This is a genomic window from Bacillus sp. JZ34, assembly GCF_053903205.1.
Genome location: NZ_CP096403.1, coordinates 1,951,146 through 1,963,386 on the forward strand (window position 1 = coordinate 1,951,146; position 12,241 = coordinate 1,963,386).

15 protein-coding genes are annotated in these 12,241 nt (G+C 47.5%); 14 read left to right on the top strand and 1 reads right to left on the bottom strand.

Going from position 1 to position 12,241, the window contains the following annotated elements; genetic code table 11:
• The first annotated feature begins 8 nt into the window (after window positions 1–8).
• The 12 genes from hisC to ypjB all read left to right on the top strand — a co-directional run bounded on the left by hisC (window position 9) and on the right by ypjB (window position 10,032).
• Window positions 9–1,094, top strand: a complete 1,086-nt coding sequence (gene hisC / locus M1D90_RS09870; protein WP_020451948.1) for a histidinol-phosphate transaminase — start codon at window positions 9–11, stop codon at window positions 1,092–1,094.
• A 54-nt stretch (window positions 1,095–1,148) separates the two neighbouring features.
• A complete protein-coding gene (locus tag M1D90_RS09875) occupies window positions 1,149–2,264 on the top strand; it encodes a prephenate dehydrogenase (protein WP_025811226.1) in 1,116 nt (371 codons plus the stop codon).
• Window positions 2,265–2,274: 10 nt separating this feature from the next.
• Window positions 2,275–3,561, top strand: a complete 1,287-nt coding sequence (aroA, locus tag M1D90_RS09880) for a 3-phosphoshikimate 1-carboxyvinyltransferase (RefSeq protein ID WP_205802116.1) — start codon at window positions 2,275–2,277, stop codon at window positions 3,559–3,561.
• 232 nt (window positions 3,562–3,793) lie between these two features.
• Entirely contained in the window at window positions 3,794–5,068 is a 1,275-nt protein-coding gene (locus tag M1D90_RS09885; RefSeq protein ID WP_023857438.1) for a tetratricopeptide repeat protein, read from the top strand.
• Window positions 5,069–5,136: 68 nt separating this feature from the next.
• Complete coding sequence (locus tag M1D90_RS09890) at window positions 5,137–5,676, top strand: ReoY family proteolytic degradation factor (protein ID WP_020451944.1); 540 nt, start codon at window positions 5,137–5,139, stop codon at window positions 5,674–5,676.
• Between the two features lie 82 nt (window positions 5,677–5,758).
• Window positions 5,759–6,205: a YpiF family protein gene (locus M1D90_RS09895; RefSeq protein WP_025811228.1), complete on the top strand. Its 447-nt coding sequence runs from the start codon at window positions 5,759–5,761 to the stop codon at window positions 6,203–6,205.
• A 146-nt stretch (window positions 6,206–6,351) separates the two neighbouring features.
• Window positions 6,352–6,858, top strand: a complete 507-nt coding sequence (locus tag M1D90_RS09900) for a QcrA and Rieske domain-containing protein (protein ID WP_003182954.1) — start codon at window positions 6,352–6,354, stop codon at window positions 6,856–6,858.
• A gap of 2 nt (window positions 6,859–6,860) precedes the next feature.
• Window positions 6,861–7,535, top strand: a complete 675-nt coding sequence (gene qcrB / locus M1D90_RS09905) for a menaquinol-cytochrome c reductase cytochrome b subunit (protein ID WP_003182952.1) — start codon at window positions 6,861–6,863, stop codon at window positions 7,533–7,535.
• Window positions 7,536–7,567: 32 nt separating this feature from the next.
• Window positions 7,568–8,335 carry a menaquinol-cytochrome c reductase cytochrome b/c subunit gene (locus M1D90_RS09910; RefSeq protein WP_020451942.1) on the top strand — a complete coding sequence of 256 codons (768 nt, stop codon included), beginning with the start codon at window positions 7,568–7,570 and terminating at the stop codon, window positions 8,333–8,335.
• Between the two features lie 35 nt (window positions 8,336–8,370).
• Window positions 8,371–8,520: a hypothetical protein gene (locus M1D90_RS09915; RefSeq protein ID WP_164468298.1), complete on the top strand. Its 150-nt coding sequence runs from the start codon at window positions 8,371–8,373 to the stop codon at window positions 8,518–8,520.
• A 52-nt stretch (window positions 8,521–8,572) separates the two neighbouring features.
• Complete coding sequence (gene lhaT / locus M1D90_RS09920) at window positions 8,573–9,157, top strand: lipoprotein heptaprenylglyceryl N-acetyltransferase LhaT (RefSeq protein ID WP_026579388.1); 585 nt, start codon at window positions 8,573–8,575, stop codon at window positions 9,155–9,157.
• A gap of 74 nt (window positions 9,158–9,231) precedes the next feature.
• Entirely contained in the window at window positions 9,232–10,032 is an 801-nt protein-coding gene (gene ypjB / locus M1D90_RS09925; protein ID WP_023857434.1) for a sporulation protein YpjB, read from the top strand.
• Window positions 10,033–10,076: 44 nt separating this feature from the next.
• Here the strand turns inward: ypjB and M1D90_RS09930 are convergent, their stop codons facing one another.
• Complete coding sequence (locus tag M1D90_RS09930; RefSeq protein WP_023857433.1) at window positions 10,077–10,949, bottom strand: YitT family protein; 873 nt, start codon at window positions 10,947–10,949, stop codon at window positions 10,077–10,079.
• 137 nt (window positions 10,950–11,086) lie between these two features.
• On the opposite strand from M1D90_RS09930, the gene M1D90_RS09935 reads away from it, so the two are divergent.
• Both M1D90_RS09935 and dapB read left to right on the top strand, forming a co-directional pair.
• The gene (locus tag M1D90_RS09935; RefSeq protein ID WP_146874480.1) at window positions 11,087–11,425 is read left to right on the top strand and encodes a nucleotide pyrophosphohydrolase; all 339 of its coding nucleotides are present in this window, start codon (window positions 11,087–11,089) and stop codon (window positions 11,423–11,425) included.
• A 12-nt stretch (window positions 11,426–11,437) separates the two neighbouring features.
• The gene (gene dapB, locus M1D90_RS09940) at window positions 11,438–12,241 is read left to right on the top strand and encodes a 4-hydroxy-tetrahydrodipicolinate reductase (RefSeq protein WP_020451937.1); all 804 of its coding nucleotides are present in this window, start codon (window positions 11,438–11,440) and stop codon (window positions 12,239–12,241) included.

Genomic DNA, 12,241 nt, shown 5'->3' on the forward strand with positions numbered 1-12,241 from the left:
GTGACAGAATGTTGCAAATTAAAGAACAGTTAAAACAATTAACGCCTTACAAGCCGGGCAAACCGATTGAAGAGGTCAAAAAAGAATTCAACCTCGACCGGGTCGTCAAGCTCGCTTCAAATGAAAATCCTTACGGCTGTTCGGAAGCGGCAAAAGCAGCGCTCCAGACCGAAGTGCAGCAAATGGCTCTCTATCCTGACGGCTATAGTGCGGCATTAAGAACAAAGCTTGCCTCCCATCTCGGCGTAAACGAAACGAACATCATCCTTGGAAACGGAACGGACGAAGTCATTCAAATTATTTCCCGCTCTTTGTTGGATCCTGCATCAAACACTGTAATGGCGAATCCGACATTTTCACAATACAAGCACAATGCTGTCATCGAAGGAGCGGAAGTCAGGGAAATCGGCCTGCTTGAAAACGGCTGCCACGACCTGGATGCAATGCTGGAGGCGATCGATGAACAGACGAAGGTTGTCTGGGTTTGCAGTCCGAACAATCCGACCGGAACGTATGAATCCAGCCGCAACCTGATCCGTTTTCTTGAAAAAGTCCCGGAACATGTCCTTGCTGTCGTCGATGAAGCTTATTACGAATACGTAACGGCTCAAGACTACCCTGAGACCATTCCGCTTTTGGAACGCTTTTCGAACTTGATGATTCTCAGGACGTTTTCAAAAGCTTACGGTTTAGCGTCTTTGAGGGTCGGCTACGGGATTGCCTCTGAACAGCTGATTCAGGCGGTTGAGCCGGCGAGACAGCCGTTTAATACAAACCGGCTCGGCCAGGCTGCCGCGCTTGCCGCGCTGGGCGATCAGGCATTTATCGACGATTGCGTGAGAAAAAACAATGAAGGGCTCAAACAGTACTACGATTTCTGTGATGAGCACGGGCTAAATTACTATCCTTCACAAACGAACTTTGTGCTGATCGATTTTAAACGGAATGCAGACGAACTTTTCATGGAGCTGCTGAAAAAAGGCTATATCGTCAGATCGGGGAATGCGCTCGGCTTTCCGACATTCCTTAGAATATCGGTCGGTACGAAGGAACAGAACGAAGGCTTGTTGAAAACGTTAGCCGGCATGTTGTAAGAGGTGATGATTCAGTCACCTCTTTAGTCTATTGATGAACTTAGGTGATAAAAAATGACTCAACCAAATGAAACGATTTTATTGGCCGGTTTGGGCTTAATCGGCGGTTCGATCGCCCTTGCCATCAAAAAGGAACACCCCGGCAAACGGATCATCGGGTTTGACGTGTCAGAAGAGCAGGCAAGAGCTGCACAAAAGCTTGGCGTTATTGATGCTCCGGCTGTTTCTTTTTTAGAAGGGGTGAAAGAAGCATCAACCGTTTTTTTAGCGGCGCCGGTCGAACAGACGCTTCACATGCTTGATGAACTTGCCGCTTCAGGCATCAGAAAAAAGCTGCTCATTACAGATGTCGGCAGCACGAAACAAAAGGTCGTCAGCCATGCCGAGAAAGTGCTGCCGGATGAATACAGGTTTATCGGGGGCCATCCGATGGCCGGATCGCATAAATCGGGCGTCGCAGCCGCCAAAGACTTCCTTTTCGAGAACGCGTTTTACATTTTGACGCCTTCCGGCTCCGCCGGCAAAGAAGCGGTTGCTTCCTTAAAAGATCTGCTCAAAGGAACAAATGCAAAGTTTGTGGAAATGTCTCCGGCTGAACACGACGCCGTTACAAGCGTGATCAGCCACTTTCCGCACGTCGTAGCGGCCAGTCTCGTCCACCAGACCGTCAAATTCGAAGATCATTATCCGCTCGTCAAGCGTTTTGCCGCAGGGGGCTTCCGCGATATTACGAGAATTGCCTCAAGCAGCCCGGCGATGTGGCGCGATATTCTTTTGCACAATAAAGATAAAATATTAGAACGGTTTGACGAATGGAAATTTGAGCTGGACAGAATCCAGTCTTTTATCGAAAATGAAGATGCAGACGGGCTGTTTGAATTTTTTCGGCAGGCCAAGGAATACCGCGACGGTCTGCCTTTGCGGCAAAAAGGCGCGATTCCTTCCTTTTACGATCTTTATGTCGATGTCCCCGACCATCCCGGGGTCATCTCGGAAATTACGGCGATTCTCGCTGACGAGAAAATCAGCATTACGAACATCCGGATTATTGAAACAAGGGAAGACATAAACGGTGTTCTCAGAATCAGCTTTCAATCCGATGAAGATCGAAAACGCGCCGAAAAATGCATTCAAACCCGTGCAAAATATGAAACATTTTATGCTGATTGAGGTGGAACACATGAAAAGAGGAAAAATCAGTTCACTAAAAGGAGAGCTTCATATTCCGGGAGATAAATCCATCTCTCATCGCTCTGTTATGTTCGGAGCCATAGCAGAAGGGAAAACGGTCATCAAAAACTTTTTGCCAGGAGCCGACTGCTTGAGCACGATCGCCTGCTTTCGGAAAATGGGCGTGGAAATCGAACAGAATGGCAGTGATGTCACCGTCCTCGGCAAAGGGCTCGATCAGCTGGCTGAACCTGCGGAACTCCTTGACGTGGGGAATTCCGGAACGACGATCAGGCTGATGCTCGGCATTTTGGCGGGACGCCCGTTTCACAGTACAGTCGCCGGCGATGAGAGCATCGCCAAAAGGCCGATGAAGCGTGTCACAGAACCGCTTCGAAAAATGGGAGCGAAAATCGACGGCCGCGCCGGAGGGGAATATACACCGCTCTCTGTCAGCGGCGGACATCTGGCAGCGATCGATTTTCAGTCGCCTGTTGCAAGTGCGCAAATCAAATCTGCCGTTTTGCTTGCAGGTCTGCAGGCCGAAGGCGTCACAACGGTGACGGAGCCTCATAAATCAAGAGACCATACGGAACGGATGCTGTCAATGTTCGGTGTCAGCCTTCAGGAAGATGAAACAAGCGTAACAATTGAGGGCGGGCAGCAGCTGAAAGCGGCCGAAGTCTTCGTGCCGGGTGATATTTCATCAGCTGCGTTTTTCCTGGCAGCGGCTTCCCTAGTTCCTGACAGTGAAGTCGTGCTTCGCAATGTCGGACTCAATCCGACCAGGACGGGAATCATCGATGTCTTGAAAGAAATGGGGGCCGATCTTGAAATCGAAGAAAAAAATGCCGGAAACGCCGAGCCGTACGGCGATCTCAGAATCAAAACGTCCTCTTTGAAAGCCGCTGAAATTTCGGGCGATTTGATCCCGCGCCTCATCGATGAAATACCGATCATCGCTCTTCTCGCTACACAAGCTCAAGGAACGACGGTCATCAAAGACGCGGCTGAGCTCAAAGTAAAAGAAACGAACCGAATCGATACCGTCGCCTCAGAGCTGAAAAAAATCGGTGCGAACATCGAGCCGACAGAAGACGGGATGAAGATTCACGGCAGGACGCCTCTTACAGGCGGCGCGAAAGTCTCAAGCCACGGGGACCACCGGATCGGAATGATGCTGGGAATCGCCGCCTGCATCTGCGAGCAGCCGATCGACATTTTACAGCCTGAAGCTGTGAGCGTCTCATATCCTTCGTTTTTTGAACATATTGAAAAGCTTGCAAAAAAAGCCTGAAGCCTTGTGCTCAGGCTTTTTCAGCCCGGAAAATCATGAAAGCCGGGCGTTTAATCATAAAACGAATGTCTCCCGCATAGCTTGTCTTAACAGAATCAATCTGCTTCATACAGGTATGCGGGCAACATATTTGCCGGAAGCCGCCGCGTGAATTATGATAGTAAGTAACTCACCGCGATATGCCGGCTGATACGGCAGGCGATGAATTGACGAAAGAAAGGGACGTTTAGATTTGAATACTTCGATTCAAGAAGCCATAAAATTAGTTGAAGCAGGCCACCCGGAAAGCGGATTGAAAAAGCTTGCTGATATCGAGTCTGACCTTCATGATGAAGACAAAGCCATAGTAGCTCAGCTGTATTACGAATGGGGCATTGTCGATAAGGCTATCGCCATAGCGAATGATCTCCATGAACTGTATCCGGATGAAACGGAACTGACATGCTTTTATGCCGAACTCCTCATCGAAACCGACCAGGAAGAAAAAGCGCTCAGCGTGCTCGAAACGATTCCGGAAACAGATGAAGCGTACCCACAGTGCCTGCTTTTAATGGCTGACCTCTATCAGATGCAGGGTCTGTTTGAAGTCAGCGAGCAAAAGCTGTTAAAGGCCCAAGCCATTTTGCCGGATGAGCCGATTATCGATTTTGCCTTGGGAGAGCTGTATTTCACTCAGGGAGCTTACGGCAAAGCGGTCCGTCAATTCAAAAAAGCGGCCGAAGAAGAAGCCGTCATCGGCGGCGTCAATGTGTACCAACGGCTGGCGGAATCATTAAGTTCATCCGGCGCGTTTGAAGAAGCGCTTGAATGGTATGAAAAAGCCGTCAAGGAGAACCCGGAGCCCAACACACTGTTCGGGTTTGGTTTTACGGCGCTGAAAGCGGGGTATCCTAAAACTGCGATTAAACAACTGACAGAGCTGAAGGAAATGGATCCTGCTTATTCTTCACTTTACAAGCCTCTGGCAAACAGCTTTGAAGCAGAAGGGCTTTATGAAGAAGCATTTGAAACGGCAAAAGAAGGAATCCGCTTCGATGAATTCAACAAAGAGCTTTATCTTTCTGCTGCAAAAGCAGCCTTAAAAACGAAAAGGCATTCGGAAGCGAAAGAGCTGCTTCGTGAAGCGCTGGCGCTGGACCCCGGATTTCTGGAAGCCGTCCATACCCTGCTTGCCCTGTTTCTTGAAGAAGACGACGATGAGAGCATTATTGAACTTGTACAGGAAGTGCGCAAATACGGAGAGGATGATCCGAAGTTCAGCTGGCATCTGGCATCGGCGTTCGCCCGGACAGAGGTGTACGACAAGGCGCGTGAGGAATATGAGAACGCATTTTTGCACTATCGGGATGACGCCGATTTCCTTTACGAATATTCAATGTTTCTGCTAGAAGAAGGACGGCGAAAAGAAGCGCTGCCTCTGCTGAAAAAACTGGCAGAGCTCGACCCGGCAAACGAGGAAGTCCAGGAGACGATTTTCAGAATCGAAGATGAAAATTCCTTTGAATAAGCAGGATATGATCGGTTTGTGTGGAATTTATAAAGTAATACACAAGATGCGATAGAGGAGGGAATAACATGCAGACCCCTGTTTCTGTCAATGAAAAAAAAGATTTTATCCGCTGGTTTCTCAACCATTATCAGCTGAAACGAAGAGAGTGTGTATGGATTCTGAATTATTTAATGAGCCATGACTCGCTGATGGAAAAAGTGCATTTTGTCGAGCAGGCCGAATTTTGTCCGAGGGGCATTATCATGTCTACCCACTGCGTTGAGGAAGTGCCTTTTCGTTTTTATAAAGAAAATGTCATGACGACCGATGCAGAAAAATCATTTCATGATATCAGGCTGAATAAGCAGCAGGATCTCTTTATCCAGCTGAACTTCCGCTCAGCCTATAATTCTCCGGAATATGCGGCGGTACTCGAAGCCAATCCCCATATTCCGAAAGACCTATATGAAAATGAAAAAGATAAAATTGTCGCTGAACAGATTTTGGAGCATTCCATTTCCACTTTTCAGAGACAAAAGCTGCTGCGGGAAATCGATGAAGCGCTTGACCGCCAAGATAAAGAAAGCTTCGAAAAACTAGCTAAACAACTGAGCCAGCTGCGATAATCCGCTGCCAATCAAGCCTTGCCGAGAGCAAGGCTTGTTCAGCTCCGGAGAAAGCGCTGTCAAAACGAGGAGGCCGGGAGCCGTGAAATGGAATACGCACGATGCGGATATTTACTTGAACGCGAAAGAATACATCGATACAGCTGTCATCCCTTTAATATCGGTTAATTTGGGAGATCAGTTTAAATCGGCCGTATCAAAAGGGGAATTTACGTCTATACTTGCAGAAGAACTTGAAAGGCAGCTGAAGGGCAGAATCTATTTGTTTCCGCCCTGTACATATTTAGATGCGAATGAAAAATCGGCGCAGCATATCGCCGATTTAAAAGAAATGGCCGGAAAACATTTTCGCCACATCGTTTTTTTAACGACGGATGAACGCTGGAAGCAGGTGCTCGAAAGCGAGCAAAAGCTGCTGTGGGTTCCGGCGATTCCTCTCGAACATATGAAGGATTCGTTAAAGCAGAAGCTGCTGGAAGACCAAATTGAGCAAATATTGAACATTTTGTTACAATATTGGAACTCTTAATAAAAACACTTACATTTCCTTTGTATAATGATTTTGGGAATGTTGACCTTCCTAAAATATTGATATATTATGAGGGTGTCCTAGTTTCATGAATTTTTTTCTATTTCAGTTATATTGTAGCTGGGGACTTGAGGGGGGATATGAAGATGAGCGAAAAAAGACATCGGGTATCCAGACGTCAGTTTTTAAACTATACGCTGACCGGAGTCGGCGGCTTTATGGCGGCGGGGATGCTCATGCCTATGGTTCGCTTCGCGCTCGATCCGGTTTTAAGGCCGACTGAAGATCAGGACATGGTTCAGGTTGTCAGCGTTGATGAATTGACAAATGAACCGCAGCGCTTCGATTTTAAAATCAAACAAGTGGATGCCTGGTACGAATCGGAAGAATCGAGATCAGCGTGGGTTTTCAAAAGTGGGGACGAAATTGTAGCTTTATCACCGGTTTGTAAACATTTGGGGTGTACGGTCAACTGGAACAGCGATCCTAAAAATCCGAATAAGTTCTTTTGTCCGTGCCATTACGGACTTTATGAAAAGGATGGTACCAACGTGCCCGGAACTCCGCCGCTTGCTCCTTTGGACCGCTATGAGCAAGAGGTTAAAGACGGCTACCTTTACTTAGGGAAAGCCAAGCCGAGGAAGGATGGGTGATCATGCTAAACAAAATTTATGACTGGGTGGACGAAAGACTTGACATTACGCCGCTCTGGCGGGACATCGCCGACCATGAAGTTCCTGAACACGTGAACCCGGCTCACCATTTTTCAGCTTTCGTGTACTGCTTCGGGGGATTGACGTTTTTCGTTACGGTGATTCAGGTGCTGTCCGGCATGTTTTTGACGATGTATTACGTTCCGGATATTAAAAACGCCTGGGAATCTGTTTATTATTTGCAGAATGAAGTGGCGTTCGGACAGATTGTAAGGGGAATGCACCACTGGGGTGCAAGCTTGGTCATTGTGATGATGTTTCTTCATACGCTCAGGGTTTTCTTCCAGGGGGCCTATAAGAAGCCGAGAGAGCTGAACTGGATTGTCGGCGTTTTGATCTTCTTTGTCATGCTCGGTTTAGGTTTTACAGGCTACCTTTTGCCTTGGGATATGAAAGCTCTGTTTGCGACAAAAGTAGGTTTGCAGATTGCTGAGGCGACGCCGCTGATCGGCTCGGAAATTAAAACGCTGCTTGCCGGTCATCCGGATATTGTCGGCGCTCAGACGTTGACGCGCTTTTTTGCCATACACGTCTTTTTCCTGCCAGCCGCTCTGTTCGGACTGATGGCTGCACACTTTATCATGATTCGCAAGCAAGGAATTTCTGGGCCGCTGTAAGCGAGCGACTCAATTGAGAAGGAGGGGATGGCATGAAGAGGGGAAAAGGGATGAAGTTTGTCGGTGATTCACGGATCCCGGCGGAAAGAAAACCGAATATTCCAAAAGATTATTCTGAATTTCCAGGGAAAACGGAAGCGTTCTGGCCGAATTTCCTGTTGAAAGAATGGATGGTCGGGGCGGTTTTCCTTGTCGGTTTTCTCGTGCTGACCATCGTGCATGAGCCTCCGCTCGAGCGGATGGCAGATCCGACCGATACCGGCTACATACCTTTGCCAGACTGGTATTTTCTATTTCTTTACCAATTGCTGAAATACGAATATGCTGCCGGGCCGTATACGGTGGTCGGCGCAATTATTATTCCGACAATTGCATTCGGAGCGCTATTATTGGCACCGTTTCTTGACAGAGGCCCTGAAAGAAGGCCGTTTAAACGCCCGGTTGCCGTAGGGTTGATGCTTTTGGCAATTTCAGCGACGATTTTCTTAACATGGCAGTCCGTTGTCACCCACGACTGGGCCGCTGCTGAAGAGCAGGGTAAGATCAAGGAAGAGGCCAATATAGATACGAGTGCAGCAGGGTATAAGATTTATCAGGAGCAAGGCTGTATTTCGTGCCATGGAGACAACATGCAGGGAGGAGCGGCAGGCCCGTCTCTCGTTGACAACGGCTTGTCTCCGGAAGAGATTGCGAAAATCGCCAAGGAAGGAAAAGGCGAAATGCCTGCTGGCGTTTTTAAAGGATCTGATAAAGAGCTTAAAGAACTGTCTAAATTCATCTCCGAAACAACGGCGAAATAAAACGGTTGTCAAGTTGATGAAGGCAGGCTATACTCTTGATAGAGCTGAAGCTGACGCCAAGTCAGCCTCTCGGGCTGTCGACGATGTCGATGGCCTTTTCAATTTTGACCGCTGCTGATCGTGAACCGTACGGAAGCCGGAAAGGCCGCTGCTTCTTGGCGCACGTTTCTGCGGTCAGTCTGTGAAGCTGACTCGGCGGTGGCTTTTTTTATTTAAAGAGACTGTGAGTTGATTGCTTTGAAACTGATTTCCTACATGCTCGCTCAAAAGCCGCTGCTTCTGCTGCTTTTGATCATTAATTTCTTCGGTACGGTTTACGGGTATTACTGGTACCTTCCGCAGCTGACGAATACGCCTGCGAAATTTCTGATTTTCGTTCCCGACAGCCCGACGGCGACATTGTTTTTTTTATTTGTTCTCATCGGACTTTTATTGGGAAGGAATGCTCCTCTCTTTGAGGCGCTTGCGCTTGTTACGCTCGTCAAATACGGGCTGTGGGCGGTTGTGATGAATATTCTTGTGCTTGCGGTGTCCGGAAGCCTCCATTGGACGGGCTATATGCTGATCGCGTCGCATTTCGCAATGGCTGTGCAAGGCGTGCTGTACGCCCCTCATTACCGGTTTAAAGGGTGGCATTTGGCGCTTGCGGCTGTTTGGACGCTGCATAATGATGTCATTGATTACTTGTTTGGCATGATGCCGAATTATTCAATGCTCGATCAATATATGCCGCAGATCGGCTATTTTACATTTTGGCTCAGTATCGCTTCGATCGCTTTGGCCTATTACTTGGTTTTGTCCCGGAAAGCTTTTAAGCTGTAACACGGATTCACAATCTAGGTCTAACCTTGTCCCTCTCTTCATACGCTTTAATAGAAGGAGTGGGAGGGACCGTAATGATACGAAAGGTGATCCTTTGCATGATGCTTGCGCTTGTTTTTCCTGCGGCCGGTTTAAAAGCGAAAGAATCATCGGCTTTGCAGGAATTGACGGAACTGTCAGATACGGTATTCCAGCTAACAAGGCAGTCTCAATATGAGGAAGCGGTACAAATTCTTCAATACTTTGAAAAACGGCTGAAAGCAGCGGAGAATGGGGAAACAGAGGGTATTATGACAGGCTCGGAAATCCGCCAGGTCAGTCTGGCCTACCATGATACGCTGAAAAGGCTGGAAAGCGAAGATGTCGCACAGCAGGAAAAATTTAAAGCCGCTGCCCAGTTTAGAATGCTGATGGACGCCATAGAATCTGACCATGATCCGCTGTGGAGCAGTTTGAAAAAGCCGATCATGGATTCTTTCAGCGCTTTGAAGGCCGGGATTCAGAAAGAAGACAACCTGACATTCAGGGAAAAGTGGAATCATTTTTTATCCTTGTATGATACGATTTATCCAAGCTTAACGATTGATGTTTCGCCAAAGCAGTTAAAAAGCGTCTCCAACCATATTGCGGTCGTGGAAAACGGGGGCTTTCAGCAAATGACGGAAAGCAGCAAGCTGGAAAGGCTGACGCTTTTGGAAAAAGATTTGGAAGATGTGTTTGATCAAGTAGAAGAAGATGATGCAGACCCTTCACTGTTATGGGTCATCCTGACGACAGGAAGCATTATCCTCTCGACACTGACATATGTCGGTTTCAGAAAGTATAAAGCTGAAGAGGACAGGCGCAGAAAAAGAGAAAAAGATTGGCCGAAATAAGAAGCTCCGCTGATCGCGAGCTTCTTTTTTTTGCTGACCTTCAATCAGCGTGTGATGGGATTTTTGTTCTCATCAAGCGTAAACCCTTCTCCCAGAACGTCGTGTACGTCGCTTACGGCTACAAAAGCGTGCGGGTCGACCGAGGTAATCACGTTTTTCAGCTGGAAAACCTCATTTTTCGGAACGACGCAGTAGAGAACGTCCCGCTCTGTTTTCGTATATGACCCCTGACCTTTTAAAACCGTGACGCCTCTTTCCATTTCTTCAATGATTTTGCGCTGGATCTGGTCGTTTTTTTCAGAGATGATGGTGGCGCCTTTTGCAGCATAACCGCCTTCCTGCATAAAATCGATGACCTTTGAGGCGACAAATACGGCAACAAGCGTGTACATCGCTTCCTTATAGGAGAGGTAAAAAATAAGGGATAATGTAATGACGCAGGCGTCAAACACAAACATGGCTTTGCCCATCGGCACTTGAAAATATTTGTTGATCAGCCGCACAATAATATCGACGCCGCCCGTCGTTCCGCCATATCTGAAAATAATGCCCAATCCGGTACCGATAAAAACGCCTGCAAAAAGAGCCGCGAGCGCAAGATCGTTTTGTAGCGGCATATGAATCTGGAAGCGCTGAAAAATCCATAAAAACACCGACAGACTGACTGTGCCGAGAATGGTATATGAGAAGACCGTTCTGCCGAGGAGTTTCCAGCCGATGAAGAAGACCGGGATGTTCAGCACCAGATTGGATATGGAAGGATCGATGTTAAACAGGAAATAAAGCAGCAGGGTAATGCCGGTAAAACCGCCTTCCGACAAGTTGTTCTGCATATTAAAATGAACGAGTCCAAAGGAAAAAACAGCGGCGCCTGCTAAAATAAACAGGACGTTCTTCATTCTGATGTCTCCGAACATAAAAAAACTCCTTTCCTTCCAAAAGCTGGCGTTAATATTATAGTGTATCCGTTTTAAAACAGCAAACCCGTCTTAAACATTTGTCAAACTTGTTTGAATTCGCTAACATGTAAGAGATGACAGGAGGTTTTGTCAGCATGACGAAAGAAAAAACGATGAAAGATATACAGCGTGAGGTTGACGAATATATCGGCCAGTTTAAAGAAGGCTATTTCAGTCCGCTTGCCATGCTGGCCAGGCTGACGGAAGAGCTTGGCGAACTGGCGAGGGAAATCAACCATCATTACGGTGAAAAACCGAAGAAAAAAACCGAATCGGAAAAAAAGATCGATGAAGAAATCGGCGACGTATTGTTCGTTTTAGTTTGTCTTGCGAATTCGCTTCATATATCATTGGATGAAGCGCATGATATGGTCATGGAGAAGTTCAACACCCGTGACAAAGACCGCTGGACAAGAAAAGAAGAAGGAAAGTAGAGGAGAATCAAGATGCAAAAGGAGACCATTAAAATCGCAATAGCAGGACCGCGCGGAAGAATGGGAAGCGAAGCGGTCAAACTTGTTGAAGATACCGCACATTTTGAGCTTGTCGGTGCAATCGACCGTACATATAACCGTGAAAAGCTGTCAGACGTGATGATATCAAGTTCAGAAGCCGTCATTTACACTGATATTACCGAATGCTTTTCAGAAACGGCTCCGGACGTTCTGATTGATTTGACAACGCCGGAAATCGGCAAGCTACATACAAAAATCGCGCTGGAGCACGGCGTCCGTCCTGTTGTGGGAACGACAGGATTTTCTGAGAGTGACTTGAACGAGCTTATGGAACTGACCGACGAGAAGGGGATCGGAGCCATCATCGCGCCAAACTTCGCGCTCGGAGCCGTGTTGATGATGAAGTTTTCGCAAATGGCTGCCAACTATTTTACCGATGTCGAAATCATTGAACAGCACCATGATCAAAAGCTTGACGCACCAAGCGGAACGGCCTTGAAAACGGCGGAAATGATTTCGGCTGTTCGCGAAGCGAAAATGCAGGGGCATCCGGATGAAAAAGAAATTCTGCCGGGAGCAAGAGGAGCCGATCAAAACGGAATCCGTCTCCACAGCGTTCGTCTGCCGGGATTGATCGCCCATCAGGAAGTGATGTTCGGCGGAGACGGCCAAACCTTGAAAATCCGTCATGATTCATACAACCGCGCATCTTTTATGTCTGGTGTGAAACTGGCTGTTGAACAAGTGATGAAAATCGATCAGCTTGTCTACGGCCTTGAAAATATCATAGAGTAA

Excerpts from the sequence above, each read along its gene's own strand:
- ypjB (WP_023857434.1), top strand. The coding sequence starts at position 9,232 with ATGATACGAAAGGTGATCCTTTGCATGATGCTTGCGCTTGTTTTTCCT.
- hisC (WP_020451948.1), top strand. The coding sequence starts at position 9 with ATGTTGCAAATTAAAGAACAGTTAAAACAATTAACGCCTTACAAGCCG.
- M1D90_RS09900 (WP_003182954.1), top strand. The coding sequence starts at position 6,352 with ATGAGCGAAAAAAGACATCGGGTATCCAGACGTCAGTTTTTAAACTAT.
- aroA (WP_205802116.1), top strand. The coding sequence starts at position 2,275 with ATGAAAAGAGGAAAAATCAGTTCACTAAAAGGAGAGCTTCATATTCCG.
- M1D90_RS09910 (WP_020451942.1), top strand. The coding sequence starts at position 7,568 with ATGAAGAGGGGAAAAGGGATGAAGTTTGTCGGTGATTCACGGATCCCG.
- qcrB (WP_003182952.1), top strand. The coding sequence starts at position 6,861 with ATGCTAAACAAAATTTATGACTGGGTGGACGAAAGACTTGACATTACG.
- M1D90_RS09875 (WP_025811226.1), top strand. The coding sequence starts at position 1,149 with ATGACTCAACCAAATGAAACGATTTTATTGGCCGGTTTGGGCTTAATC.
- M1D90_RS09930 (WP_023857433.1), bottom strand. The coding sequence starts at position 10,949 with ATGTTCGGAGACATCAGAATGAAGAACGTCCTGTTTATTTTAGCAGGC.
- M1D90_RS09890 (WP_020451944.1), top strand. The coding sequence starts at position 5,137 with ATGCAGACCCCTGTTTCTGTCAATGAAAAAAAAGATTTTATCCGCTGG.
- M1D90_RS09935 (WP_146874480.1), top strand. The coding sequence starts at position 11,087 with ATGACGAAAGAAAAAACGATGAAAGATATACAGCGTGAGGTTGACGAA.
- dapB (WP_020451937.1), top strand. The coding sequence starts at position 11,438 with ATGCAAAAGGAGACCATTAAAATCGCAATAGCAGGACCGCGCGGAAGA.